This is a genomic window from Amycolatopsis sp. NBC_00355 (assembly GCF_036104975.1).
Taxonomy (GTDB): domain Bacteria; phylum Actinomycetota; class Actinomycetes; order Mycobacteriales; family Pseudonocardiaceae; genus Amycolatopsis.
Window position 1 is genome coordinate 9,121,021 of record NZ_CP107982.1, and the last position, 23,893, is coordinate 9,144,913.

Annotated in this window: 28 protein-coding genes; 14 read left to right on the plus strand and 14 right to left on the minus strand. The window is 71.3% G+C overall.

All coding sequences use genetic code 11. The annotated features are described in order from the left end of the window. Positions 1 to 67: 67 nt before the first annotated feature. From OHS18_RS42310 to OHS18_RS42320, 3 genes are read right to left on the minus strand one after another with little or no spacing between them, the layout of a single operon-like run. Entirely contained in the window at positions 68 to 520 is a 453-nt protein-coding gene (locus OHS18_RS42310) for a GNAT family N-acetyltransferase (protein WP_328443082.1), read from the minus strand. Then, positions 517 to 1,482 carry an SMI1/KNR4 family protein gene (locus OHS18_RS42315; RefSeq protein WP_328614596.1) on the minus strand — a complete coding sequence of 322 codons (966 nt, stop codon included), beginning with the start codon at positions 1,480 to 1,482 and terminating at the stop codon, positions 517 to 519. The genes OHS18_RS42310 and OHS18_RS42315 overlap by 4 nt, the downstream gene beginning before the upstream one ends. Then, positions 1,483 to 2,982: a leucyl aminopeptidase gene (locus OHS18_RS42320; RefSeq protein WP_328614597.1), complete on the minus strand. Its 1,500-nt coding sequence runs from the start codon at positions 2,980 to 2,982 to the stop codon at positions 1,483 to 1,485. It abuts the gene before it with no gap. A 109-nt stretch (positions 2,983 to 3,091) separates the two neighbouring features. Here OHS18_RS42320 and OHS18_RS42325 point away from each other — a divergent pair, with 109 nt between their 5' ends. Together OHS18_RS42325 and OHS18_RS42330 are read left to right on the plus strand one after the other, a co-directional pair. Further along, complete coding sequence (locus OHS18_RS42325; RefSeq protein ID WP_328614598.1) at positions 3,092 to 3,940, plus strand: hypothetical protein; 849 nt, start codon at positions 3,092 to 3,094, stop codon at positions 3,938 to 3,940. Beyond that, positions 3,933 to 4,607: a DUF402 domain-containing protein gene (locus tag OHS18_RS42330; RefSeq protein ID WP_328614599.1), complete on the plus strand. Its 675-nt coding sequence runs from the start codon at positions 3,933 to 3,935 to the stop codon at positions 4,605 to 4,607. Before OHS18_RS42325 ends, OHS18_RS42330 begins: the two co-directional genes overlap by 8 nt. Here OHS18_RS42330 and OHS18_RS42335 read toward each other — a convergent pair. Next, positions 4,564 to 4,869, minus strand: a complete 306-nt coding sequence (locus tag OHS18_RS42335; protein WP_328443077.1) for a hypothetical protein — start codon at positions 4,867 to 4,869, stop codon at positions 4,564 to 4,566. The two genes, OHS18_RS42330 and OHS18_RS42335, sit on opposite strands and share 44 nt — an antisense overlap. A gap of 106 nt (positions 4,870 to 4,975) precedes the next feature. Between OHS18_RS42335 and OHS18_RS42340 the strand changes: the two genes are divergently transcribed. Continuing rightward, positions 4,976 to 6,079, plus strand: coding sequence for a branched-chain amino acid aminotransferase (locus OHS18_RS42340; protein WP_328614600.1), 1,104 nt, complete (start codon positions 4,976 to 4,978; stop codon positions 6,077 to 6,079). 73 nt (positions 6,080 to 6,152) lie between these two features. Here OHS18_RS42340 and cobT read toward each other — a convergent pair whose 3' ends face one another. Beyond that, entirely contained in the window at positions 6,153 to 7,229 is a 1,077-nt protein-coding gene (gene cobT, locus OHS18_RS42345) for a nicotinate-nucleotide--dimethylbenzimidazole phosphoribosyltransferase (RefSeq protein WP_328443075.1), read from the minus strand. A gap of 476 nt (positions 7,230 to 7,705) precedes the next feature. Between cobT and OHS18_RS42350 the strand changes: the two genes are divergently transcribed. After that, positions 7,706 to 8,392 carry an IspD/TarI family cytidylyltransferase gene (locus OHS18_RS42350; RefSeq protein ID WP_328618676.1) on the plus strand — a complete coding sequence of 229 codons (687 nt, stop codon included), beginning with the start codon at positions 7,706 to 7,708 and terminating at the stop codon, positions 8,390 to 8,392. Here OHS18_RS42350 and OHS18_RS42355 read toward each other — a convergent pair. Next, on the minus strand, positions 8,389 to 8,844 hold the full coding sequence (locus tag OHS18_RS42355; RefSeq protein ID WP_328443074.1) for a hypothetical protein: 456 nt from the start codon (positions 8,842 to 8,844) through the stop codon (positions 8,389 to 8,391). The two genes, OHS18_RS42350 and OHS18_RS42355, sit on opposite strands and share 4 nt — an antisense overlap. A gap of 136 nt (positions 8,845 to 8,980) precedes the next feature. On the opposite strand from OHS18_RS42355, the gene OHS18_RS42360 reads away from it, so the two are divergent. The 3 genes from OHS18_RS42360 to OHS18_RS42370 are packed head-to-tail and all read left to right on the plus strand — an operon-like array spanning position 8,981 to position 10,786. Then, a complete protein-coding gene (locus tag OHS18_RS42360) occupies positions 8,981 to 9,730 on the plus strand; it encodes a GntR family transcriptional regulator (protein WP_328614601.1) in 750 nt (249 codons plus the stop codon). Beyond that, entirely contained in the window at positions 9,727 to 10,566 is an 840-nt protein-coding gene (locus tag OHS18_RS42365) for a phosphoribosylaminoimidazolesuccinocarboxamide synthase (protein WP_328614602.1), read from the plus strand. The genes OHS18_RS42360 and OHS18_RS42365 overlap by 4 nt, the downstream gene beginning before the upstream one ends. Then, positions 10,559 to 10,786, plus strand: a complete 228-nt coding sequence (locus OHS18_RS42370; protein ID WP_323332556.1) for a hypothetical protein — start codon at positions 10,559 to 10,561, stop codon at positions 10,784 to 10,786. The genes OHS18_RS42365 and OHS18_RS42370 overlap by 8 nt, the downstream gene beginning before the upstream one ends. A gap of 63 nt (positions 10,787 to 10,849) precedes the next feature. Here the strand turns inward: OHS18_RS42370 and OHS18_RS42375 are convergent, their stop codons facing one another. Next, a complete protein-coding gene (locus OHS18_RS42375; RefSeq protein ID WP_328614603.1) occupies positions 10,850 to 11,839 on the minus strand; it encodes an aldo/keto reductase family protein in 990 nt (329 codons plus the stop codon). 361 nt (positions 11,840 to 12,200) lie between these two features. Here OHS18_RS42375 and OHS18_RS42380 point away from each other — a divergent pair, with 361 nt between their 5' ends. Further along, positions 12,201 to 12,434 carry a hypothetical protein gene (locus tag OHS18_RS42380; RefSeq protein WP_328614604.1) on the plus strand — a complete coding sequence of 78 codons (234 nt, stop codon included), beginning with the start codon at positions 12,201 to 12,203 and terminating at the stop codon, positions 12,432 to 12,434. 60 nt (positions 12,435 to 12,494) lie between these two features. On the opposite strand, the gene OHS18_RS42385 is transcribed toward OHS18_RS42380, so the two are convergent. Then, positions 12,495 to 13,157, minus strand: coding sequence for a DUF3043 domain-containing protein (locus OHS18_RS42385; RefSeq protein WP_328443069.1), 663 nt, complete (start codon positions 13,155 to 13,157; stop codon positions 12,495 to 12,497). A gap of 145 nt (positions 13,158 to 13,302) precedes the next feature. On the opposite strand from OHS18_RS42385, the gene OHS18_RS42390 reads away from it, so the two are divergent. Beyond that, positions 13,303 to 13,680 (plus strand): HesB/IscA family protein, encoded by a 378-nt coding sequence (locus OHS18_RS42390; RefSeq protein ID WP_247062697.1) that lies wholly within the window; start codon positions 13,303 to 13,305, stop codon positions 13,678 to 13,680. A gap of 94 nt (positions 13,681 to 13,774) precedes the next feature. Here the strand turns inward: OHS18_RS42390 and OHS18_RS42395 are convergent, their stop codons facing one another. After that, positions 13,775 to 13,945 carry a hypothetical protein gene (locus OHS18_RS42395; RefSeq protein ID WP_328443068.1) on the minus strand — a complete coding sequence of 57 codons (171 nt, stop codon included), beginning with the start codon at positions 13,943 to 13,945 and terminating at the stop codon, positions 13,775 to 13,777. A 147-nt stretch (positions 13,946 to 14,092) separates the two neighbouring features. Between OHS18_RS42395 and OHS18_RS42400 the strand changes: the two genes are divergently transcribed. Further along, positions 14,093 to 15,082, plus strand: a complete 990-nt coding sequence (locus tag OHS18_RS42400) for a carbohydrate kinase family protein (RefSeq protein WP_328443067.1) — start codon at positions 14,093 to 14,095, stop codon at positions 15,080 to 15,082. Between the two features lie 498 nt (positions 15,083 to 15,580). Here the strand turns inward: OHS18_RS42400 and asnB are convergent, their stop codons facing one another. Continuing rightward, positions 15,581 to 17,515: an asparagine synthase (glutamine-hydrolyzing) gene (asnB, locus tag OHS18_RS42405; RefSeq protein WP_328614605.1), complete on the minus strand. Its 1,935-nt coding sequence runs from the start codon at positions 17,513 to 17,515 to the stop codon at positions 15,581 to 15,583. A gap of 225 nt (positions 17,516 to 17,740) precedes the next feature. Here asnB and ctaC point away from each other — a divergent pair, with 225 nt between their 5' ends. Together ctaC and OHS18_RS42415 are read left to right on the plus strand one after the other, a co-directional pair. Then, positions 17,741 to 18,685 (plus strand): aa3-type cytochrome oxidase subunit II, encoded by a 945-nt coding sequence (ctaC, locus tag OHS18_RS42410; RefSeq protein ID WP_328443065.1) that lies wholly within the window; start codon positions 17,741 to 17,743, stop codon positions 18,683 to 18,685. A 94-nt stretch (positions 18,686 to 18,779) separates the two neighbouring features. Then, entirely contained in the window at positions 18,780 to 19,199 is a 420-nt protein-coding gene (locus tag OHS18_RS42415; protein WP_326947325.1) for a cytochrome c oxidase subunit 4, read from the plus strand. Here OHS18_RS42415 and OHS18_RS42420 read toward each other — a convergent pair. Next, complete coding sequence (locus OHS18_RS42420; protein ID WP_328614606.1) at positions 19,147 to 20,109, minus strand: DMT family transporter; 963 nt, start codon at positions 20,107 to 20,109, stop codon at positions 19,147 to 19,149. The two genes, OHS18_RS42415 and OHS18_RS42420, sit on opposite strands and share 53 nt — an antisense overlap. An 82-nt stretch (positions 20,110 to 20,191) precedes the next feature. Here OHS18_RS42420 and OHS18_RS42425 point away from each other — a divergent pair, with 82 nt between their 5' ends. Beyond that, positions 20,192 to 21,145: a GlxA family transcriptional regulator gene (locus OHS18_RS42425; RefSeq protein WP_328614607.1), complete on the plus strand. Its 954-nt coding sequence runs from the start codon at positions 20,192 to 20,194 to the stop codon at positions 21,143 to 21,145. A gap of 10 nt (positions 21,146 to 21,155) precedes the next feature. Here OHS18_RS42425 and trpD read toward each other — a convergent pair whose 3' ends face one another. From trpD to OHS18_RS42440, 3 genes are all read right to left on the minus strand, one after another. Continuing rightward, complete coding sequence (gene trpD, locus OHS18_RS42430; protein WP_328443062.1) at positions 21,156 to 22,190, minus strand: anthranilate phosphoribosyltransferase; 1,035 nt, start codon at positions 22,188 to 22,190, stop codon at positions 21,156 to 21,158. Between the two features lie 5 nt (positions 22,191 to 22,195). Beyond that, entirely contained in the window at positions 22,196 to 22,636 is a 441-nt protein-coding gene (locus OHS18_RS42435; RefSeq protein ID WP_328459022.1) for a hypothetical protein, read from the minus strand. A gap of 64 nt (positions 22,637 to 22,700) precedes the next feature. Next, complete coding sequence (locus OHS18_RS42440) at positions 22,701 to 23,114, minus strand: hypothetical protein (protein ID WP_328443061.1); 414 nt, start codon at positions 23,112 to 23,114, stop codon at positions 22,701 to 22,703. A gap of 105 nt (positions 23,115 to 23,219) precedes the next feature. Between OHS18_RS42440 and ctaE the strand changes: the two genes are divergently transcribed. Then, on the plus strand, positions 23,220 to 23,843 hold the full coding sequence (gene ctaE, locus OHS18_RS42445; protein WP_328443060.1) for an aa3-type cytochrome oxidase subunit III: 624 nt from the start codon (positions 23,220 to 23,222) through the stop codon (positions 23,841 to 23,843). The last annotated feature ends 50 nt before the right edge of the window (positions 23,844 to 23,893 follow it).

A 23,893-nucleotide genomic window follows, 5' to 3' on the forward strand; every position in this document is an offset into this window, starting at 1 on the left:
GCTCGCCGTCGTGAGTGGTCAGGGCGGTTAGAACCGCCCTGACCACTCACGACCGGGCGCGGCAGGCCTACAGCTCGATGCGGCCGACGACCTCGCCGTTGAAGGTCTGGCCGGTGCGGCGGAAGCCCAGCTTCAAGTAGAAGTCCTCCGGGCCGCCTTCGGCCGGGAGCCACAGCACTGTGGCGGCTTTTTCGCCGCGGCGGCGGGCTTCGTCGAGGACGGCTTCGACGGCGAAGCGGCCGTAGCCGCGACCCTGGACCCCGGCCCCGACGTTGAGCCGCCAGATGCCGCAGCGGAAGAAGTCCAGCTCCGCGCCGGGGTCGAACGCCCCCATCACGAAGGCGGCCGGCTCCCCGTCGGCGCGGATCAGCCGCGGCCAGGCGACCTCCGGCTGCGTGTAGGCCTCGGCGAGCGAGACAGCGACCGGCGCGACGAAGTCCTTCTGGTGCTCTTCGACCGCCAGCTGGCACGTGGCCGCGACGTTCTCGGGAGTGATCTTCTCCACGGTGAGGGTGGTCACTGCGCAGACGCTAACAGGGTGGCGTGCCGTTCGAGCACCGCGCGGAACGACGGGTGCACGGTCGTCCCGAGCACCGGGTCGACCTCCACCACGTGTGACGCCGACAGCAGCAGCACCGCCGGTTCGGCCAGCAGCACCACGCCGTTCTCGGCGCGCAGGTCGGCCGTGCCGAGCAGCCGCGGGAAGACGACGTCGGCGGGCAGGCCGTCGCAGGTGCTCAGGAATTCGCGATGGTCTTCGGGCAGGTCCAGGCCGAGCCGCTGTTCCGCCGACCGGATCGCCGCGGGCGACGCCGGCGGGGGAGCGGTGGCGCTGCCGCGCAGGCGCAGGATCGCCGCGATCAGCTCGGGCCAGGTGCCCAGGTCGGGCGGGTACCGCTCGTTCAGCGCCGCGACCAGCGCGCCCGCGCACGCCTCGGCCCAGCCGCCCAGGCCGAGCGGGTCCGCGCCGGCCACCAGCGCCGGGGCCAGCGCGCGGGTCGCGGCCAGCATCGCGACGTCCGGTCGCAGTCCGGTCAGCTCGGCCCAGCGGGTGAGGTCACCGTCGGCGAGCGCGGTCCGGGCCTTGTCCGGCCGGGACGGCGCGACGTGCTTGACGACTTCGGCGATCGCTCCCGGTGGAAGCACGCCGTCGAGGTCGGAGACCGGGCGGCGCAGCATCGCCGTGTGCGCGCGCTCTTCGGCGTCGGGATCGAGTGGCGGCAGGCCTGCGGCCCATGACGGGCGGCCGCCGCGGGCTTCGAAGAGCATTTCCCAGGCGCGGGCCCGGACCGGGTCGGCGGCCAGGGCGCTCACCGGCCGTTCCGTGCGGGCCTGCCACTGCGTGACCAGGCGGTCGGTCTCGCCGGGGGCGCCGGCGGTGGCCAGCAGCAGGGCCGCGTACCCGACCTGGTTGTCCACAATGGACGAAGCGGCGGTCAGGACGTCCCTGACCGCCGCTTCGAGGTACTCGCCCGCGTCCACTCAGCCGTTGGCGGCGATGTCCGCCAGCACCGCGGCGATCGAGCGGACCGGCACGCCGGTGCCGCCCTTGCCGGTGTAGCCCCACGGGCCGGCGGTGTTGAACGACGGGCCGGCGATGTCGATGTGCACCCAGTCGAGGCCGTCGGCGACGAACTCGCGCAGGAAGATCCCGGCCGCGAGCATGCCGCCCCAGCGGTGCCCGGTGACGTTGGCCAGGTCGGCCAGCCGCGAGTCGAGGTCGGCGCGCAGCTCCTCGGGCAGGGGCATCGCCCAGCCGTTCTCGCCGGTGGCCTGCATGATCGCGGCGACGCGGTCGCGGAAGTCGTCCGAGCCCATCACGCCGGCGGTGCGGTTGCCGAGCGCGACGACCTGGGCGCCGGTCAGCGTCGAGGTCTCGATCAGGTAATCCGGGTTCTCCTCCGCGGCGCGCACCATGGCGTCGACCAGCACGAGGCGGCCTTCGGCGTCGGTGTTGAGCACCTCGACGGTCTTGCCGCCGTACATGGTGAGGACGTCACCCGGGCGGTACGACGTCCCGGACGGCAGGTTCTCCGCCAGCGGGATGTGCGCGACGACTTCCAGCGGGTACTTGAGCTTCGCGGCCAGGACGACCGACGCGAGCACGCCGGCGGCGCCGGACATGTCCGAGGTCATGTGGTCCATGTTGGCGGCGGGCTTGAGCGAGATGCCGCCCGAGTCGAACGTGATGCCCTTGCCGACCAGCGCGACCTTCTTCGCGGCCTTGGCCGGCTTGTAGGCGATCCGGACGAGGCGCGGCTGGCGCGCGGAGCCGCCGCCGACCCCGAGGATGCCGCCGAAGCCCTTGCGCTTGAGGGCCTTCTCGTCGAGCACCTCGAACTCGAGGCCGTTGTCCTCGGCGAGCTTCTTGGCGCGCTCGGCGAAGGACGCCGGGAACAGGTCGTTCGGCGGGGTGTTGATCAGGTCGCGGGCGGTCAGCACGGCCTCGGCGATGCTGGCGGACGCCTTCAGCGTCGCCTTGTGGTCGCGGGCCGTTCCCTCCGCCGGGGCGGCGAAGTCGAGCTTCGCGACCGGCGCGTCACCCTTCTCGGAGCGGTAGGCGGTGAAGACGTACGAGCCGAGGATCGTGCCCTCGACGGCGGCCTGCAGGTCGAGCGCCGACAGCGTGACGAACGCGCGGTCGGTGCCGGCCAGCGCGCGGCCGGCGGCACCGGCGGCGCGGCGGACCTGCTCGGGCGTGACGCCGGCACCCGCCTTGCCGAGGCCGACGGCCAGGACGACACCGGCGGACAGCTTGCCCAGCGTCGGCACCTTCACGACCTCTTCGGCCTTGCCGCTCGCGCCGAGCGTGGCGAGCAGGCCGGCGAGCCGGCCGTCGAAAGCGGCGTCCACGGCCTCCGCGCCCGCGGCGAGCACGGGCCCGTCCTCGCCGGCCACGGTGCCGATGACGACCACGTCGGCGCGCGTCTTGGCCAGTGCCTCCCCGGTGTTGTCGGACAGGGCGAGCTTGGGCACGGTCACTTCTGGCTCCTCGCGCGTTCACGTGGCACCGGGCACCGGCCCGGTCGGGATCGTGAGCCATGCTAATGACAAGCGGTGCACGGGTGAACAGAGGGAGAGGGAGGGCGGCGTGCGGCTGGGCGGTGGGCTGCTGGTCGCGCTGGCGGCCGGGGCGGCGGGCGCGGGCTGGTGGCTGCTGGCCGGGCTGGTGCTGGCGGCCGTGGCCGCGGGCGGCACGGCGCGGGTGCCGGAACCGGGTGATGCCCTGGTGGACCGGGTCGTCGTGGCCGTCGCGCGGCTGGCCGAGATCACCGTCTACGCGATCGCGTTCGGCGCGTACGTCTTCCCCCAGTACCGCGAACTCGCGGCAGTGGTCTTCGTCCTGGTGGTCGCCGGGGCCGGGTTCGCCGGGCTCAAGATCCCTACGTTCGTCGCACGGGCCGCGGGCGGCCTCCTCCTGGTGGCCGGTCTGGTCCTGGTGGCGCTCTGCGTCGCGGTGTCGCCGGTGTCGACCGTCGGCGGCGGGTTGCGGCCGCCGGACTTCGCCGGGGTGCTCGTCGCGGCCGTGCTCACGCTGCCGTTCCTGCGGCCGGCGGGCCGGGAAAACGCCGGGCTCCGGGTCTTGCTGCTCGGCGCGGTCACCGTGCTGGCCGCCTTCGCCGCGCTCTACCAGCTCGGCGCCGTCCGGCTCGGGCTGTCGCTGACGTCGGTGCGGGACCTGCTTTCCGCCGCGGACGCGGACTCGCTGCAGCCGCTGCTCACCGCGTTCGCCGTGGTCGCGACCGTGGTGCCGGCGCTCGCCGCGGGCGGGGAGGTCCGGACCCGGGCCGGTGTGCCCGGTCTCGCGGGCCTGGCCGTCGCCGCGGTGGCCGCGTACTTCCTGCCGGTGCTCCCGGTGCTCGTCGTCGCGGGGCTGGCGACGGTGATCGAGCTGCTACTGGGTGTGCGTGCCCGCCGGTACAGTGGATCGCGTGAGTGATCGACGCTGGCGGCCCGGGCAGACCGTGCTCGAACGGTTCCACCGGCCGGACGGCTCGATCGGCCAGGTCCACCCGCTGCGCGTCCTCGAAGACGACGGCCGCGTCCTGCTCGGCTGGATCCCGGCGGGCACGCCGATCGTCGGCAGCCGGCTCGTGGACGGCCGGCACATGGCGGACGCGCCCCTGGAACAGCGGTTCCGCATCCCGCGCGTCGCCGTCGCGGACTTCTGGCACCGCACGTCCACGCTGCGCCGGATCGCCGACGACGAATGGTCGTCGGTGTGGTGGTTCTTCGACGCCGCGGGCCGGTTCACGAACTGGTACGTCAACCTCGAGGTGCCGCTCGGGCGCACCCCGGGCGCGGTCGACCGGGTCGACGGCGTGCTCGACGTCGTCGTCGACCGGGACGGCACCTGGCGCTGGGACGACGAAGACGAAGCCGAGGTGGCGATCGACGCCGGCCGGCTTACCCCGGAGCAGCTCGACCGGCTGCGCGCCGAAGGCGAGCGGATCGGCGCGCTGGCCGAGCGCGGCGCCTACCCGTTCGACGGAACCGGCACCGACTTCCGCCCGGACCCGGGCTGGTCGGCGCCGGAACTGCCCGCGGGGCTGCTGGAGGAGCTCAGCCCGCCGTCAGGATCAGGACCAGCGCCAGCACGGCGTTGAGGACCGCGAGGATCACGACGGACTTCGTCGGGATCACCTTCGGGAACACCGTCTTGTCGTGGATGCTGCGCCACCACACGACGCCGAAGACCCCGGCGACCAGGCCGAGGAAGCCGCCGAAGCCGCTGCTGAGCACGGCCCAGCCGACCATGCCGAGCAGGCCGACGCCGAAGGTCAGCAGTACCGCGGTGACGAACGTCTTGACGCCGGCGCCGGCGCCCGGGGCGGACCGGGGGACCGGCTCAGTGGAGTGAAAGGTCACGGCGTCATCCTAGTGTGGTCGCGCCGCGGACGCGGGACGCGCGGCCGGTCGGAAAACACGTGGACATCCGACTAACGCGCGTCCGACCAACAGGTATTCTCTGGCCATGACCATCACGACGCAGTTCACCTCTGTCCCGCACTCGAGCCCTGCGAGCCAGGAACGCGTCGCGGAGGTACTCACCGCCCCCGGATTCGGGCTGTATTTCACCGACCACATGGTGACGGTGAAGTGGTCCAAGAGCGAAGGCTGGCACGACGCGCAGGTCGGCCCCTACGCCCCGTTCACCCTCGACCCGGCGACGTCGGTGCTGCACTACGGCCAGGCCATCTTCGAGGGTCTCAAGGCCTACCGCCAGCCGAGCGGTGAGATCGCGTCGTTCCGCCCGGACGCCAACGCCACGCGGTTCCGGCAGTCGGCCGAGCGGCTCGCCATGCCGCAGCTGCCCGAAGAGCTGTTCCTCGATTCGCTGCGCGAGCTGATCGCCGTCGACAACCGGTGGGTGCCCACCCGGCAGGGTGACGCGCTCTACCTGCGGCCGTTCATGATCTCGACGTCCACCGGCCTCGGCGTCAACAGCCCGGCCGCCGACTACCTCTACACCGTCATCGCGTCCCCGGCCGGGTCGTACTTCTCCGGCGGCATCAAGCCGGTGAGCGTCTGGCTCTCGACCGAGTACGTGCGCGCGGCGCCCGGCGGCACCGGCGCGGCGAAGTGCGCCGGCAACTACGCGGCGTCGTTCGTGGCGCAGGCGCAGGCCGTCGAAAAGGGCTGCGACCAGGTCGTCTGGCTCGACGCGGTGGAGCGGCGCTGGGTCGAGGAGATGGGCGGGATGAACCTGTTCTTCGTCTTCGGCTCCGGCGAGGACGCCCGGCTCGTCACCCCCGAGCTGACCGGCTCGCTGCTGCCCGGCGTCACCCGCAAGTCGCTGCTGCAGCTCGCTTCCCGCCTCGGCTACCGCGTCGAGGAGCGCCGCATCTCCACCGAGGAGTGGGAGAAGGCGGCGGCCTCGGGTGAGCTGACGGAGACGTTCGCCTGCGGCACGGCGGCGGTGATCACGCCGGTCGGGCACGTCAAGCACGGAGGTGGCGAGTTCACGATCGGCGACGGCCAGCCGGGCGCGCTGACGATGAAGCTGCGCGAAGAGCTGACCGGCATCCAGGACGGCACCCGCCCGGACGCGGACCACTGGATGATCCCGCTCGGCTGAGGTCGTCCAAGTCCGTGAAGGCCTCCTTGAGGGACTCTGAGTCCCTCAAGGAGGCCTTCACGGACTTTCGGGGTCAGGTGGCGGTGGCGGGGATGAGCGGGCCGGAGACGCCGGCCTGCTCGAGCGTGGCCGTCTCGGCCAGGACGCGCGCGGCCATCGACAGCAGCGGCAACGCCGTCACCGCGCCGGTGCCCTCACCGAGCCGGACGTCCAGTTCCAGCAGCGGGCCCAGGTCCAGGTGCTCCAGGGCGAGGCCGTGGGCCGGCTCGGCCGTGCGCTGCCCGGCGACCCACCAGCGGCGCGCGCCCGGGGCGAGGTCCTCGGCGACCAGCGCCGCCGCACAGGCGACGAGACCGTCCAGCACCACCGGCGTCCGCCGGAGGGCGGCCTGGGCCAGGAACCCGGCCATCGCGGCGATGTCGGCGCCCGCGGTGGTGCGCAGCAGGGCGATCGGATCGGCCAGCACGACGCGGGCCCGGCGCAGCGCGTCGCGCACCGCGGTGGCCTTGCGCATCCAGGCGTCGTCGTCGATGCCGGACCCGCGCCCGACCACGGCCACCGGCTCGGTGCCGGTCAGCGCCGCGACCAGCACGGACGCCGGCGTGCTGTTGCCGATCCCGAGGTCGCCGGGGATGAGCAGGTCCGCACCGCCGTCGACCTCGGCGTCGGCGATCGTGATCCCGGCGCGCACGGCGGCCTGGACCTCGTCGGCGCTCAGGGCGTCCTCGACGTCGATCGAGCCGGAGCCGCGGCGGACCTTGAACTCGCCGATCGAGCGGGTCGCGGGGGCCTCGGTGTCCACGGCCATGTCGACCACGCGGACGCTCGCGCCCGCGGCGGCGGCCAGCACGTTGATCACGGCGCCACCGGTCAGCATCGTGCCCAGCAGCTGCGAGGTGACCTCGGCGGGATAGGCCGAGACGCCCTTGGCGGCGATCCCGTGGTCCCCGGCGAAGACGACGACGCGGGGCCGGGTGAACGGCCGCGGCGGCGACTGGCCCTGGCAGGCGGCGATCCAGACGCCCAGCTCTTCGAGCCTGCCGAGCGACCCGGCGGGCTTAACCAGCTTGTCGTGCAACGCGATCGCCGCGGACCGGGCGTGCTCGTCGGGCGGGGTGATCTCGGGGAACTCGATGTCTTCCGGCTCCACACCAGGCCCTTCCTCTTGCGTGGCAACGCTGGCGCCCAACCTACCGGGCCGGGGGAAACCGCCGGTGGGCCGCGTCACCGGTGCCCTCCTGCGAGGCCGTGAGGGGCACCTTCAGGGCTTATATGTCCCTGAAGGTGCCCCTCACGGCATTGGCCAGAGCCGGTGGATCGGCGCGAAGGTCGTGGCGGGGGAGCACCGGGCTCGCCTCGCCGCGCGGGCCGGGTCGGGGGCCGCCGGACAACGCGGCCGGCCGAGGTCCGCGGCGATGCCTGCCACCGCACGAGCCGGCCGGCTCCCAGGCCCATGCCGTGAGGGGCACCCTCAGGCCCCTCAAGTCCCTGAAGGTGCCCTTCACGGCATTGGCCAGAGCCGGAGCCGGTGGATCGGCGCGAAGGTCGTGGCGGGGGGCACCGGGCTCGCCTCGCCGCGCGGGCCGGGGCGGGGGCCGCCCAGTAGTCTCGCCGCTCGTGGAGAAGGTGGAGAAGACCGCGGCCGCGGTGGTGCTGGCCAGCGGCGCGGGCACCCGCGTCGGCGCGAAGCTGAACAAGGTCTACCTGCCGCTGGCCGGGCGGCGGGTGGTCGCCTGGTCGCTCGACGCCTTCGCCCGGGTGCCCGGCATCGGCGTGCTGGTGCTGGTGATCCGGCCGCAGGACACCGAACTGGCCCAGGAGGTCCTCGGCTCCTTCGCGAACGAAGTCGAGGTCGTGCACGGCGGGGCCACGCGGCAGGCGTCCGAGCTGAACGCGTTGCGGCACCTCGCCCCCCGCATAAGAGGCGGCCGGGTCGACGCCGTGCTGCTGCACGACGCGGCCCGGCCGCTGGTCCACCCCGATCTGGTCGGTGCGGTGCTGGCCCGGACACGCGAGGACGGGGGGGCTGTGCCGGGCCTGGCCGCGGACGACGTCGTCGAGGTGGATGCCGGGCACCTGGTCGCCCAGGTGCCCGGCGCGATCCGCGTCCAGACGCCTCAGGGCTTCCGGGCCGGACCGCTGCTCGAGGCCTATGAACAGGCGGAGCGTGAAGGCTTCTCGGGAACGGACACTTCGTCCTGCATGGAGCGGTACTCCTCCCTGCCGATCCGGTGGGTCCCCGGTGCGCCCGAGAACCTGAAGATCACCTACCCTCACGACCTGGTCGTCGCGGAGCGGCTGCTCGCCCGCTAAGCGCAGGCGGGTGGTCCGCCGTCGTCCCCCTTCTCCTCCTCGTAAGCGGTCCAGGTCGGGCGGATCGTCACGTCCGCGCGGAGCTCCATCGGGATGTGACAGCCCGGCTGCGGGCGCAGCGCTTGCAGTGGGGCGCCGGGGGTGCCCGGCTCCGCCAGGGTCAGCGCCGCCCGCAGGGTCCAGACCGGGGTGGCGTGGTATTGCCACGTCACCACCCGCGGGCTGAACACGTCGGTGCCCGGGAACGTCGGCACCCGGTAGGCGCTCGCCCGGTGCTCGTCCCGCAGCACGACCACGTCCGCGCAGGTCTGCCACTGGAAGACCGCCGCGTAGATCTCCGGCGCCTCGCGGCCGCCGAACAGGTGCAGCACCCATTTGCGGCGCCGGAGCTCCTCGAGCAGTTCCTCGAGGTCCGGGCCGCTTGATCCAGTGTGGGATGTGGGCGGGGACACACTTTCGAGGGTAACTTGCGTACTAGAGCGCAGTCCAGCGCGTGTACTAGTACACCTGGGTGGTTCTGAGCAGGGCTTTGAGGGAGACCCCCTGGCGTGCTAGAACACTTGTGCGTAGTCCTCGTGAGGAGCCGCCTTGCCCACCCTCGACCGTCCTGAGCCGCCGTACCTGCAGATCGCGGGCCGGATCCGTGAAGACATCCTGTCCGGCCGGTTGCAGGAGGGCGATACGGTGCCGTCCGCCCGTGAGATCGCGCGCACGTGGGCCGTCGCGATGGCGACGGCCACCAAAGTGCTGGCCACGCTGCGTTCGCAGGGGCTCGTGCGCCCGGTGCGCGGCGTCGGCACCGTCGTCGACCGCGGCGGCCTGCACCGCAGCGCGCTCGACCGCAGCGCCGCCTCGGCGCGGACCGGCAAGATCTACCCGCCGGGCCACTACGCCGTGATCCGCTCGGCCGGGCTCGAACCGGCGACCGAGCGGGCCGCGGCCGCGCTCGGCCTGGAAGAGCGCGCGCCGGCCATCCGGCGCCGGCGCACCACGTACGGGCCGGATTCGCGCCCGCTGTCGACGTCGACCTCGTGGTTCGACGGCGCGCTCTCGGCCAGGGCGCCGGCGCTGCTGGTGCCGGAGCGGATCGTCGAGGGCACGTCGGCCCACGCGGCCGCGCGGCTCGGCACGAGGATCGCCGTCACGCAGGAACGGCACGCGGCGGGCCGGGCGGACGAGAACGAGGCGGCCGAGCTGGAGGTGCCGGCCGGGTCGCCGGTGCTGCTCAGCCGGAGCACCTTCCTCGCGGCCGACGGGACGGTCGTGGAATACGGTGAGTCCGCCGCGCTGCCCGAACACTGGGTTTTCCACGAGTACACGACTGAGGACGGCGAATGAAGCACATCCACGCGGGCAAGGTCCGTGACCTCTACGAGCTCGACGGCGACCTCCTGCTGGTCGCCACCGACCGCGTGTCGGTCTACGACGTCTCGCTCCCGACGCCGATCCCGGACAAGGGCAAGCTGCTCAACCAGCTGTCCGCGTGGTGGTTCGACCGGATGTCCGACGTCGTCCCGAACCACGTCGTCTCGGCGACCGACGTCCCCGAAGAGTTCGCGGGCCGCGCGATGCGCTGCAAGCCGCTGAAGATGGTCCAGGTCGAGTGCATCGCGCGCGGCTACCTCGCCGGCCTGGGCCTGCGGGAGTACCAGCGTGACGGCAAGATCTCGGGCGTCTCGCTGCCGCCGGGGCTGGTCGAGGGCGACAAGCTGCCCGAGCCGATCTTCACGCCGACGACGAAGATCTCCGACACCGGCCACGACGAGTTCATGACCTTCGAGGAGGTGCTGAACGAAATCGGCGAAGACACCGCGAAGCGGCTTCGCGAGCTGACGCTGGAGATCTACACGAAGGGCGCCGAACACGCCGCGAAGCAGGGCGTCATCATCGCCGACACCAAGCTGGAGTTCGGGTTCGACGCCGAGGGCACGCTGACCCTGGGCGACGAGGTCCTGACGTCGGACTCGTCGCGCTTCTGGCCGGCCGACGAGTGGGAGCCGGGCCGCCCGCAGCACGCCTTCGACAAGCAGTTCGTGCGCGATTGGTCGCGGAGCACCGGCTGGGACCAGACCCCGCCCGGGCCGGAGATCCCGGCGGACATCGTCGAGCAGACGCGGCAGCGCTACACCGAGGTCTACGAGCGGATCACCGGGAAGACCTGGCCCCGTGGGTGAGCCGCGGGGTTACGACCCGTACCGGCTGATCGACGACGTCGAAAGCCTGCTGGCCGAGCGCGGGTTCACCCCCGAGCGGCTCCCGGGCCGCGGCGGCGACCGGCTGGCGGGCGCGAGCCGCCTGCTGCGCGGGTTCGGCGTCGAGCCCCGCGTCTCCCCGGAGGACGGCCTGGACCTGGACGGCCACGTCCCCTACCAGGCCCGGATCAACCAGGACTGAAAGCCGTGAAGGCCTCCTTACCGGCTCTTATGGCCGGTAAGGAGGCCTTCACGGCTTTCGACGTCAGGGGCTCTTGGTGAGGCTCGCGTCGCGCTCGACGACGTCACCGAGGACGTCGTCGATGGCGGTGAGCAGGTCGGCGTCGAGCTTCTTGCCCGCGGCCTGGACGTTGTCCGCCACCTGCTCCGGGCGCGAGGCGCCGATGATCGCCGAGGCGACGTTCGGGTTCTGCAGCACCCACGCGACGGCCAGCTGCGCCATCGACAGGCCCGCCTGCTTGGCCAGGGGCTCCAGCTCGGCGACGCGCTTGAGGACCTCGTCGTCGAGGAAGCGGCGGACCATGTTGGCGCCACCCTTCTCGTCGGTGGCGCGCGAGCCCTCGGGGAACGCCGCGCCCGGCTTGTACTTGCCGGTCAGCACGCCCTGCGCGATCGGCGACCAGACGATCTGGCTGAGCCCTTCACGCTCGGAAGCGGGGATGACCTGGTCCTCGATGACGCGCCAGAGCATGTTGTACTGCGGCTGGTTCGAGACGAACGGCACCTTCAGCTCGCGGGCCAGCGCCGCGCCCCGGCTGATCTGCTCGCCGGTCCACTCCGAGACGCCGACGTAGAGCACCTTGCCCTGGCGGACCAGGTCGGCGAAGGCGAGCATGGTCTCTTCGAGCGGCACGCTCCGGTCGAACCGGTGCGCCTGGTAGAGGTCGAGGTAGTCGGTGCCGAGCCGCTTCAGCGACGCGTCGGCCGACTCCAGGATGTGCTTGCGGGACAGGCCCTTGTCGTTGGGGCCCTTGGGACCGGTCGGCCAGAAGACCTTGGTGAAGATCTCCAGGCTCTCCCGCCGCTGTCCCTTCAGGCCGCGCCCGAGCACCGACTCCGCGGCGGTGTTCGCGTAGGCGTCGGCGGTGTCGAAGGTGGTGATGCCGGCGTCCAGCGCGGCCTTGATGCAGGCGTGGGCCTGCTCCTCCTCGACCTGGGAACCGTGGGTGAGCCAGTTCCCGTACGAGATCTCACTGACGTTGAGGCCGCTGCGGCCGAGACGACGAAACTCCATGCCGCCCAGCCTAGGCGGTAATCGTTTGCTTTGCTAACGAACTGGAGTGACTCCAGCCCGGCGACCGACGGGCCCGATCGCCGGACGATAGGCCTGTCGATGTGGCCGACGGGAATCAGGAGACAGCGATGTCTGGCTTTCGGACCGCACTTATCGCCGTGCTGGGCACGCTCAGCGGCGTACTCACCACCCAGTCTTCGGCAGGCGCGCGGCTAGGCGGGCGGAGGAATTCGCTCATCGAGGGCAGGTCCGGGCCGACCGGCTCGCGGCCTACGTCGCGTTCCTCGAGTCACTGAGCGGTTGCCGCTGGGCCTGCTTGGAGAGGTGGCATCGCGAACGGGATGCCACCGGCACTGAGCGGATGGCTGCCGCGGTCGCCGACTACTACCGTCGGATCACCGTGGTGAGGCACGCCTTGTGGCGGGTCAAGATGGTCGCGGGTGAGCCGGGAATCGTCGAGATGGCCGAGCAGGCCCTGGCGGCGGTGCGGCGGATCCGGGAGGCGGCGGACACCGGCCAGGTCGACGAACTCGCTGCCGCCTCGGTCGGGAAAGCCGATGAGTTCGTGGCCCGAACGGCGGTCGAGGTCGGCTGACCGCTCCCAGAACAGCAAAAAGCCGGGTGAGACGCGTCTCACCCGGCTTCCCGGAACCGCTCAGTTCGGGATCGGGTCCCCCGGCTTGAGCCGCGGCTTCGGCACCCGCAGCCGCCGGATCTGGCTCGCCCGGACGAACGCGTACCAGCCGAGCGACCGGCCGTTCACCGTCTCCTTCGGGAACTTCTCCCGCACCAGCTTCGTGATCTTGCGGCCGTTGGTGAACCCCTCGAAGGCCATCACGATCAGCATCACCATCGTGAACAAGGTGAAGTACTCCGAAAGCCGGGCGTAGGCGGGGTTGGTCTGGAAGATGAACAGCCCGATGAACACCACGATCGCCAGCGGCATGAACAGGCCGAGCAGGTTGCGCCGGGTGTCGACCAGGTCGCGGACGTACGCCTTGACCGGCCCGCGGTCACGCGGGAGCAGGGCCTTGTCGTCGCCCCGCATCATCGCGTCGCGGCGGGCCTTCGCCGCGGCGCGGCGGTCTTCCTTCGTCTGCGGGTTCGCCTTGCGCAGCTCCTTGTTGCGCTTCATCGCCTCACGCATGGTGGTCGGCGGCGGCGCGACCGGGCCGCGGCGCTTCGCCTCCGCCTCCCGCCGCTTGGGCGTGGCCTTGCCCTTACCGGGCGTGAACGACTTGCCGCCGACGTCGACGGCTTCGGTCGTGGCCGGCTCGTCGGCGGCGGTGTCTGTGGTGCTTCGGCGCAGGAACCTCACGTCATCAGGGTATTGCAGGCGTCACGCCGCCGTTCACCAGGTCGATCGATGTGCGACCATGGAGGGGGAACAGATCGGACGCACCGGGTGTTGGACGTAGGGCACCAGGAGTATCCGCAGTGAGTTCGAACCTATGAGGAGTGCCATGACGACCGCTGAGCACGCCGGCGCGACGCAGGCCGAGACCGCCGAGGAGACCCACGGCGTCACGCTGACCGACACCGCGGCTGCCAAGGCGAAGGCCCTGCTCGACCAGGAGGGCCGCGACGACATGCACCTGCGCATCGCCGTCCAGCCCGGTGGCTGCGCGGGCCTGCGCTACCAGCTGTTCTTCGACGAGCGCACGCTCGACGGTGACCTGTTCCGCGACTTCGACGGCCTCAAGGTCGCCGTGGACCGGATGAGCGCCCCGTACGTCTCGGAAGCCGTCATCGACTTCGTGGACACGATCGAGAAGCAGGGCTTCACGATCGACAACCCGAACGCGACCGGCTCCTGCGCCTGCGGCGACTCGTTCCACTGAGTCTCGCCGCCGAGTCCGAGCAACACGCGAGAAGGCCCCGCCTCCGAACGGAGGACGGGGCCTTCTTCGTTGCTGCGGACTCGCGGGGGCGGGCTCAGACGTACGCGTCGAGCTCCGCGACCTGGGCGTGGCACGCCTCGTCGACCTGCCACGGCGGCGCCTCGACGCGCGGCAGCGGCACGTTGCCGGCACGCAGCGTCGTCGGGATGAGGGCGCAGTCGGCGATCAGCTCGGACAGGGTCTCGGGTTCGGTGACGGCGTTCACGATTCGTAACGCTATTGATCGCGACTCGACTGGAGAAGGAGTACCAGCCGGTAGTGTCGGGTGGTGCGCGCGAACAACCCGGATGGGGCACGACCCGGGGGTAGGTTCGCGCCGTTTGCCGTGAGGTCGACCACAAAGGAGCAGCCGGTGGCAGACAAGGCCAGGATCGCAGTGTCCGGCAGTATCGCAACCGACCACCTCATGCACTTCCCGGGGAGATTCGCCGAACAGCTGGTGGCCGAGCAGCTGCACCGGGTGTCCTTGAGCTTCCTCGCCGACGACCTCGTGGTCCGGCGCGGCGGGATCGGCGCGAACATCGCGTTCGGCCTCGGCATGCTGGGCGTCAAGCCGGTGCTGGTGGGCGCGGTCGGCGCCGACTTCGCCGACTACCGCTCCTGGCTGGAGCGGCACGGGGTCGACACCTCGGGTGTGCACGTGTCGGAGACCGCGCACACCGCGCGGTTCGTCTGCACGACGGACGAGGACCTCTGCCAGATCGCGACATTCTACGCGGGCGCGATGGCGGAGTCCCGCAACATCGAGCTGGCGCCGATCGCCGAACGCGCCGGCGCGCTGAGCTTGGTGCTGATCAGCCCGGACGACCCGGAGGGCATGGTCCGCCACGCCGAGGAGTGCCGCCAGCGCGGCTTCACCTTCGCCGTCGACCCGTCCCAGCAGCTGGCCCGGATGACCGGGGAGCAGGCGCGGGCGTTCGTCGCGGGCGCGAAGTACCTGTTCAGCAACGACTACGAGTGGGAACTGCTGCTCCAGAAGACCGGCTGGACCGAGGCCGACGTCCTCGAGCAGGTCGGCGTGCGCATCACGACGCTGGGGGAGAAGGGCGTCGAGATCGTCGGCAAGGACGGCGTCGCCCTGCAGATCGGCGCGGTGCCCGAGCGGGCCAAGGCCGACCCGACGGGTGTCGGCGACGGCTTCCGCGCGGGCTTCCTGGCGGGTCTCGACGGCGGTCTCAACGTCGAACGCGCCGCCCAGCTCGGCTCGCTCGTCGCCGTGCTGGTGCTGGAGACCGTGGGCACCCAGGAGTGGACGTTCGACCGCGCCGACGCGCTCGCCCGCATCGGCGAGGCCTTCGGCCCGGACGCGGCCGACGAGATCTCGGTGGTCCTGCCCGTCTGACGCGCTGTCCTCGAAAGGCCCCCTCGCCCGCCGGCGAGGGGGCCTTTTCGTGCGCCTGACCTGGGGGTTTGCGTCTGGCGTTGAACCGCTCGACGACGCCCCGTCCGGTACGGAGAATGGCCGAAGAGGCGGCCGAGAGGGGATCGGACGGCTCCACCAGGGGGAACTCCGGCAGCGGCCCGCGGGCCGCTGCCGGTCCTCCGCGCGGATTCGACCCGGAGCGGGAACCCGACACCGCCAAGAAGCCATCGCACCGCCGGCCGGCGCGGCCGATCCGGACCGCCCCGCCTATGTGCTGCGGAGCGGGTGGAACGACCGCGCCTCGAACCGGACCAGAACGGCTCTTCACCGACGGCGACAAGGCCCGACCTCGGGGACTTCGTGGCCGGCGGCACCCGGCAGTGGTGGCACTGACCCGACGCGAAAGGGCTCCCCGCCTCGGCGAGGAGCCCTTTCGCTTGTCCCGCGCGCGGGACACTCACTGTCTACAATGGACGATCAGAGCTTGACCGGGTACACCGGCTCCGGGATCTCCGGCTTGATCCGGTGCTCCACGAAGATGCCGTGCCACAACATGAACACGATCAGCGCCCACAGCTGGCGGCTGCGGTCCAGCTGGCCTGCCTTGTGCTCCTCCAGCAGGGCCAGGATGGCCTTCTTGTCCAGCAGCTCTTCGGTCCGCGAATCGTTGATGATGCCCTTGGCCCAGTCGTACATCTCGTTGCGCAGCCACAGCCGGATCGGGACCGGGAAGCCGAGCTTGCGGCGGTTCAGCACGTGCGCCGGGATGATCTTGGCGAGTGCCTGGCGCAGCGCGTACTTCGTCGTGTTGTGGGCGAGTTTCTGGTCCAGCGGGATGGAAGCGGCGACCTTGAACACCTCGGCGTCCAGGAACGGCACCCGCAGCTCCAGGGAGTTCGCCATGGTCACCTTGTCCGCCTTGACGAGGATGTCGCCGCGCAGCCAGGTGTAGAGGTCGACGTGCTGCATCCGGGCCACCGGGTCCCAGCCGCGCGAGACGTCGTACCAGGGCGCGGTGACGTCCTTGAACCCCACGCCTTCCTGGTACGTCTTGAGCACGTGGCGCAGCTGGTCGTCGCGGAAGTTGCGGGCGTTGCCGTAGTAGCGGTCCTCCAGCGGCAGCGCGCCGCGGCGCAGCAGGTCCTTGCCGCGGGTGCCCTCCGGGATCTTCGTGGAGACCTTGCCGATCAGCTTCCGCATGCCGCCCGGCATCTTCTCGAACGGCGCCAGCGAAATCGGCTCGTTGTAGATCGTGTAGCCGCCGAACAGCTCGTCGGCGCCTTCACCCGAAAGGACCGCCTTGACGTGCTTGCGGGCTTCGCGCGCGATGAACCAGAGCGGCACGAGCGCCGGGTCGGCCACCGGGTCGTCGAGGTACCAGACGATGAGCGGCAGCACCTCCATCATCTCGTCCGCGGTGACCGTGCGGACGACGTGCTTCACGCCGATCGCGGCGGCCGACTCGGCGGCGACGTCGACCTCGGAGTAGCCCTCGCGCTCGAACCCGGTGGTGAACGCGATCAGGTTCGGGTTGTGCTCCTTGGCCAGCGTGGCGGTGGCGGTGGAGTCGATGCCGCCGGAGAGGAACGCGCCGACCGTGACGTCGGGGTCGGAGATCATGTGCTTGCCGACCGAGTCGCGCATCACATCGGCGATGCGCTCGTACAGCGCCTCTGCTTCGGCGGGCCCGTTGACCGGCTTCGTGGCGAACTGCGGGTGGAAGTAGCGGGTGAACTTCACCTCACCGCCGGGGACCACCTCGAACGACGTCCCGGACTCGACGCGGCGGATCGCGGTGTGCAGCGACTCGGGCTCGGGCACGTACTGCAGGACCAGGTAGTGCTGCAGCGCCTTGCGGTCCAGCTCCTGCCCGACGCCGAGGGTGTCCGACAGCTCCAGCAGGCTCTTCTTCTCGCTGGAGAACGCCACGCCGCCGGGGCCGGCCGAGTAGAACAGCGGCTTGATCCCGAACGGGTCGCGCGCGCCGAAGACCCGCTTCTCCTGCGAGTCCCAGATCATGAAGGCGAACATCCCGCGCAGCTTCTCGACCCACGCGGCGCCCAGGTAGTGGTAGCCGGCGACGATCGCCTCGCCGTCACCCTCGGTCTCGAACTTCGCCCCGTGCTTCTCGGCGAGTTCGGCCCGCAGGTCCTCGTAGTTGTAGATCTCGCCGTTGAAGTTCATCGTGTACCGGCCCGGCGCCTCCGGCGGCCCCCAGACCAGGGGCTGGTGGGAGTGCTCGACGTCGATGAACGCCAGCCGGTTGAAGCCGTAGACGACCTCGGCGTCGGCCCAGGTGTCCTGCTCGTCGGGGCCGCGGTGGCGCTGGCAGCGCATGGCCGCGCCGACGGCGTCACGCGCGTTCGCCGCGCCGGTCTCGGTCGCGCAGATCAGTCCAAGCAGGCCGCACACGGGTACTCACACACCTTCAGGGGGTCTTCGCGGGGCTGGGAAGCGCCCAGTATGCCGGGCGCGCCGTGGCGGACGACACGCGAGTCCGGGCCGGGGCGCCCACGTGGCGCGTACCACGCGCGTCGAGGGTTACCCCTTGGTCAGCGGAGCGCGCCAACTCGGCTAGGCTCCGCACCTGTCACAAAGATCGGTCGTAGGAGGCTCTGGGTGAAAGGGCGAGGCGCAGTGGGAAAACCCGAGCGCACCCTGGGTAAGCGGACCGTGCGCGTAGCCGCGCTGGCCGTGCTGGTCGCGTTGACCGCGACGGGCTGCTCCGGCGACGAGATCCTGCGGTTCGGCTGGCCGGTGGGTGTCACCGAGCAGGCGAACGAGATGCGGAACCTCTGGACCTGGACCGTGGTCGCGGCGCTCGTCGTCGGCGTCATCGTCTGGGCCCTGATCTTCTGGACCGCGACGTTCCACCGCAAGAAGAAGACGGTCGACGGCGAGCCGGAGGAGCTGCCCCGGCAGTTCCAGTACAACATCCCGCTCGAGCTGTTCACGGTCGTCGTCCCGACGATCATGGTCTGCGTCCTGTTCTTCTTCACCGCGACGACGGAGTCGAAGGTCCTGGACAAGATCCCGAACCCGGACGTCAAGGTCCAGGTCGTGGCGTTCCAGTGGAACTGGGAGTTCAAGTACGAGGACCCCAGCGCCGCGAAGCCCGACGGCAGCGGCCAGGTCAGCACGGTCGGCTCGTCCGGCGAGATCCCGCTGCTGGTGCTGCCGGTCGGCAAGACGATCCAGTACGACCTGATCTCGACCGACGTCATCCACTCCTTCTGGGTGCCCGAGTTCCACTTCAAGCGCGACGTCATGCCGAACCCGGACAAGAACAACCAGGACAGCTCCTTCCAGAACAAGATCGACCGCGAAGGCTCCTTCGTCGGCCGGTGCGCGGAGCTGTGCGGCACGTACCACTCGGTGATGAACTTCGAGGTCCGGGCGCTGTCGGCGGACAAGTACGACCAGTACATCGCGCTGCGCAAGCAGGTGAACCCGGCCACGAACCAGACGTTCACCGCGTCCGAGGCGCTGACGAAGATGAACTGCGGCGAGCTGTGCACCCCGCACGCGGTCACCACCCAGCCGTTCAACACCGACCGCACGGCGCGGACCGCGTCGAACTGACGCCCGGCGACTGTGCCAACCGGAGCTCCGCCCCGGGCCGGGGGCTCCGCCACCCGGACCCCCTGAAGAGCGATAACAGGAGTAGGAAAGACCCATGAAGGTCGAAGCGCGAATCTTCTTCATCGTGGCGAGCTTCGCCGTGTTCATGGCGGCCGTGTACTGGGTGTGGACCGCGCTGGCCGCCACCCACGGACCCGAGCCGGTCGGCATCGTTTCGCTGTTCCTCACCGGTGGCCTCGCGTTCCTCGCGGGCAGCTACATGCAGTTCGTCGCCCGCCGCATCGAACCGCGCCCCGAAGACCGCGAAGACGCCGAGATCAGCGACGGCGCCGGCGAGCTGGGCTTCTTCAGCCCGGGCAGCTACTGGCCGGTCAGCATGGCGGCCACCGCCGCCCTGGCCGCCCTCGCCCTGGCGTTCTTCCACATCTGGCTCCTCGTCATCGCGCTCGTCGCGCTGCTGATCACGATCGGCGGCCTGGTGTTCGAGTACCACACGGGTCCGTCGCACGACTGACCTCGAGTTCCGCTGACCGGCCGTCACGCTGCTCGACAGTGTGGCGGCCGGTTTTCGTGCGTTGCGGGGCCAGCGCGGCGGCCAGCACCGCGAGCATGCCGACGGCCTCGGGCCAGGTCGGGCGGTGGCCGTAGAAAGCGATGTCGACCAGCACGGCGACCACCGGGTAGACGTAGGACAGCAGCGCCACCGTCGTCGTGGGCAGCTTGCCGATGCTGGCGTAGATCAGCACGTACATCAGAGCCGTGTGCACCGTGCCGAGCAGCACCAGCCAGAGCAGCCCCGACGTCGTCGACGGCAGCGGCGTGATCAGCAGCACGGGCGCCAGCAGCAGCGCGCCGACCGTGGTCTGCACGGCCGCGAGCAGGTGCGGGCGGACATGCTTCAGCTGCTTCGCGACGAAGGACGCGCCGGCGTAGAGCACGGCCGCGCCGAGGGCGAGGGCGATTCCCGCCAGCTGCACCGGCTTGCCGTCCTCGCCGTGGGCCGACAGTGAGATGAGCGCCACGCCGCCGAACGCGATCCCGGCCCGGATCAGGTGACTCTTCGCGAACTTCTCGCCCAGGAACGCCGCCGCCAAGCCGACCAGGATCAGCGGCTGGGTGTGGTAGACGACCGTGCTGACCGAGATCGACGACAGCGCGTACGAGGCGAACAGCAGCACCCAGTTCCCGACCAGGAACAGCCCGCCCAGCACAGCCAGGCCGAGGTCGCGGCGCGACGGCCGCCAGGCCTGCAGCCAGCCGCGCGCAAGGCACCAGAGCACGAGCAGCGTCCCGCCGACGAAGCAGCGGGCGAACGCGACGGCCGGGGCCGCAGCACCGCTTTCCAGGACGACCGCGCCGATCGTCCCGGACATCGCCATCGCCGCGGTCCACTGGAGCAGCGGGCGGGTTTCCGAATTCATCATGCGGACCAGGTTCGTCCCGTGCGCGTCGGCCGACCAGTGTCAGAGATGACAACGGCCGCAAAACTTGTGACACACTCGGCCGATGGACGTCAACCGGGTCGCGGTGGTGCTGGCCGACCACGTTTCGCCGTTCGAGCTGGGCGTCGCGTGCGAGGTGTTCGGCACCGACCGCAGCGCGGACGGCATCGAAGGCTGGGACTTCGCCGTCTGCTCCCCGGCCGGCGCGCCGGTCGCCAGCTGGTCGGGCTTCGGCCTGTCCGGGCTGGCGGACCTGTCCTTCGCGGCGTCGGCGGACCTGCTGATCGTCCCGACGTGCGCGCCGCGGACCGCGCCGCCACCGTCGCCGGTGCTGGACGTCCTGCGCGAAGCGGCCGCGCGCGGCGCCTGGGTGGCCGGGTTCTGCGCGGGCGTGTTCACGCTGGGCTACGCGGGCCTGCTCGACGGCCGCCGCTGCACGGTCCACTGGGTGTACGAGGCGGAGTTCCGGCAGAAGTTCCCGACGGCGCTCGTGGATCCCCAGGCGCTGTACGCCGACGACGACGGCGTCCTGACCAGCGCGGGCACGGTCGCGGCGGTCGACCTGTGCCTGCACCTGGTCCGCCGCCTGCGCGGTGTGACGGCGGCGACCACGCTGGCCCGCCGGATGGTGGCGGCGCCCTTCCGCGCGGGCGGCCAGGCCCAGTTCGTCCAGGCCCCGGTCCCGTCCCTGCCGGACGACTCGGTGGTGGCCGAAGCGCTGGAATGGGTGGAGCGGCGGCTGGACCAGCCGTTCACGGTGGCGGAGCTGGCCCGCCGAAGCGGCTTGGGGGAGCGCACGTTCCTCCGCCGCTTCTCGGCGGCGACGGGCACGACGCCACACCGCTGGCTGACGGAGCGCCGGCTGGACCGCGCCCAGGCCCTGCTGGAGGAGGGCCGGCTGTCGGTGGAGGACATCGCGGTGGCGTGCGGTTACGCGTCCGCGGCGGCGTTGCGGCACCAGTTCACCCGGCTGCGGGGAACAAGCCCGACCTCGTACCGCACGGCCTTCCGCGGCTGACGCCGTCCGGCTACTGGAACGCGATCCAGCGGTCCAGCAGGGCCGCCGCGGCCCCGGAATCGATCGCCTCGGCCGCGCGCACCAGGCCCGCTCGCAGATCGTCTTCCAGGGACGCCGAGAAGCCCGTGAAGGCCGCCAGGGCCGCCGCGGCGTTGATCAGGACCGCGTCGCGGACCGGGCCCGGCTTGCCGCCCACCAGTTCGCGGACCACTTCCGCGTTCGCCGCCGCGTCGCCGCCGCGCAGGTCCTCCGCCGTCGCGCGGGGGATCCCCACGTCCAACGGGTCGAGGCCGCGCTCGGTGACCTCGCCGCCGTCGACCACCCAGACCGTCGACGTCGTCGTGGTGGTGATCTCGTCGAGGCCGTCGTCGCCGCGGACCACCAGGGCCCGCGTGCCGCGCCGGGCGAACACCTCGGCCAGCACCCGGGTCTTGTCCTGGTACGCGCAGCCGATCAGCGCGCTGCCCGGCTGGGCCGGGTTGGTCAGCGGGCCGAGCAGGTTGAACGTCGTCGGCACGCCCAGCTCGGACCGCACCGGGCCCGCGTGGCGCAGCGCCGGGTGGAACGCCGACGCCAGGAAGAACCCGACGCCGACCTCGGTGAGGCTGCGCTGCACCTCCTCCGGCGGCAGGCTGATCCGCACGCCGAGGGTCTCCAGCACGTCGGCCGCCCCGGACTTCGACGACGCGCTGCGGTTGCCGTGCTTGGCCACCGGCGCGCCCGCCGCCGCCGTGACGATCGTCGCCATCGTCGAGATGTTCACGGAGTTCGAGCCGTCACCGCCGGTGCCGACAATGTCCACCGCCGGCCCGTCCAGCTCGACGCGGCGCGCGTGCGCCAGCATCGTCGCGGCCATGCCGGCGATCTCCGCGGGCGTCTCGCCCTTGGCGCGCAACGCCACCGCGAACCCGGCGATCCGGGCCGGGCTCGCCGCGCCGCTCATGATCTGGTCCATCGCCCACGCCGTGTCGTCCTCGGACAGGTCGACCCGCGCGATGAGCTGCTTGAGCAGGGGTGGCCAGGTGCGGGGGACCGGGGTGGTCACCGGGCTCAGCCGTTCACGACGGGGACCCGTCGCGCGCGCAGCACGTCGGCGACGGTCTCCGCGGCGGTCAGCGGGTCCAGTGGGTGCACCAGCACGGCGTCCGCCTGCGACCAGGTGGCCAGCCACCGGTCGTCCCGCCGCCGCACCGCCACCACGATCGGCGGGCAGACTGTGTTTTTACCGGCCCGGCCCGCCCCCACCCCGATTTCGGCCTTCAGCTGGCGGCACAGCCCGATGCCCCCGGTGGGCTGCGCCTCGCCGTCGAGGATCGCCAGGTCGACGTTCCCGGCGTCGACCTCGGACAGCACGTCCGCGATGCCGGCCGCCTCGACGTACTCCACGCGGCCCACGTCGGCGGCGGGCCGCCGGCCGACCGCGTTCACGATCGCCTCGCGCACCTCCGCCTTGTGGCTGAACACCAGGACCCGCATCGCCCGCTCGGCCATATTGAGCACGCCTCCGTCGTTGTCAAAGCTCTACTCGCACCGATCGTATCGGCCGAGACCGACATCACGCGGGCGCCTCCGGCTGGAGCGCGTCCCAGCCCAGCGCGTCGCCGCCCAGCCGCTGCGCGAGGCCCGCCATCCGGGACCGTTCCTGGGCGCAGTGGAGCGCGTCGAGGACCTGGACGCGCACCGCGTGCACCCGCGAGCGATCCCCTTCGGGTGACTCTTCTCGCAGGTCGTAGCCGTCCTGGGCGAGGATCGACGCCGCCTCGGCGAGCCGGCCCGGCGGCAGCAGCAGGTGGTGCCGCAGAACGGCCGGTGCCGTGCTGACCCAGGTGGGTGAACCGGCGAGCACGGCGGAGTCCGCGACGACCGGGTCGAAGGCCTCGGCGACGATCTTCAACCCGGGCGTATCAGGCGTCAGAACAGCGGTTTCGCCCTTCTTGACCAGGTCACGCAGCCGGTCGAGTAAACCCATGAGTAGCTCTCACCTTTCCGCAGTGCCGGTTTCCGGGGGTGTGATCGGCTCCGCACGCGACTTGCCGTGGACCCACCCGGCGGGACGGCGGTGCGGGAGGACATAATGCGATCCGTGACAACGGCAGCTCCCACCATCAGTCAGCGGGTTCACTCGCTGAACCGGCCGAACATGGTCAGTGTCGGCACCATCGTGTGGCTGTCCAGCGAACTGATGTTCTTCGCCGGACTCTTCGCGATGTTCTTCACCGTCAAGGCGCAGAACTCCACCGGCGCGTGGCCACCACCGCTGCACGACGAGCCGTTCCACCTCAACGTGGGGTACGCGATCCCGTTCACGGTGATCCTGGTGCTCTCGTCGCTGACCTGCCAGTTCGGCGTGTTCGCCGCCGAGCGCGGTGACGTCTACGGCCTGCGCCGCTGGTACATCATCACGTTGATCATGGGCGCCATCTTCGTCGGCGGCCAGGCCAACGAGTACCACAACCTGGTCGAAGAGGGGATGACGATCCCGTCCGGCCCGTTCGGCACGGTCTTCTACCTCGCCACCGGGTTCCACGGCCTGCACGTCATCGGCGGGCTCATCGCCTTCGTGTACCTGCTCATCCGCACCAAGCTGAGCAAGTTCACGCCCGCTCAGGCCACGTCGGCGATCGTCGTGTCCTACTACTGGCACTTCGTCGACATCGTGTGGGTCGGCCTCTTCGGTGTGATCTACCTCCTGCCATGAGGCAGCCGCACCCAGCCGCCACCACCTTCACCATCGGCCTGAACTGACAG

Excerpts from the sequence above, each read along its gene's own strand:
- OHS18_RS42340 (WP_328614600.1), top strand. The coding sequence starts at position 4,976 with ATGACCATCACGACGCAGTTCACCTCTGTCCCGCACTCGAGCCCTGCG.
- OHS18_RS42365 (WP_328614602.1), top strand. The coding sequence starts at position 9,727 with ATGAAGCACATCCACGCGGGCAAGGTCCGTGACCTCTACGAGCTCGAC.
- OHS18_RS42375 (WP_328614603.1), bottom strand. The coding sequence starts at position 11,839 with ATGGAGTTTCGTCGTCTCGGCCGCAGCGGCCTCAACGTCAGTGAGATC.
- OHS18_RS42380 (WP_328614604.1), top strand. The coding sequence starts at position 12,201 with ATGGCTGCCGCGGTCGCCGACTACTACCGTCGGATCACCGTGGTGAGG.
- OHS18_RS42390 (WP_247062697.1), top strand. The coding sequence starts at position 13,303 with ATGACGACCGCTGAGCACGCCGGCGCGACGCAGGCCGAGACCGCCGAG.
- OHS18_RS42415 (WP_326947325.1), top strand. The coding sequence starts at position 18,780 with ATGAAGGTCGAAGCGCGAATCTTCTTCATCGTGGCGAGCTTCGCCGTG.
- OHS18_RS42420 (WP_328614606.1), bottom strand. The coding sequence starts at position 20,109 with ATGATGAATTCGGAAACCCGCCCGCTGCTCCAGTGGACCGCGGCGATG.
- OHS18_RS42425 (WP_328614607.1), top strand. The coding sequence starts at position 20,192 with ATGGACGTCAACCGGGTCGCGGTGGTGCTGGCCGACCACGTTTCGCCG.
- OHS18_RS42435 (WP_328459022.1), bottom strand. The coding sequence starts at position 22,636 with ATGGCCGAGCGGGCGATGCGGGTCCTGGTGTTCAGCCACAAGGCGGAG.
- OHS18_RS42440 (WP_328443061.1), bottom strand. The coding sequence starts at position 23,114 with ATGGGTTTACTCGACCGGCTGCGTGACCTGGTCAAGAAGGGCGAAACC.
- ctaE (WP_328443060.1), top strand. The coding sequence starts at position 23,220 with ATGCGATCCGTGACAACGGCAGCTCCCACCATCAGTCAGCGGGTTCAC.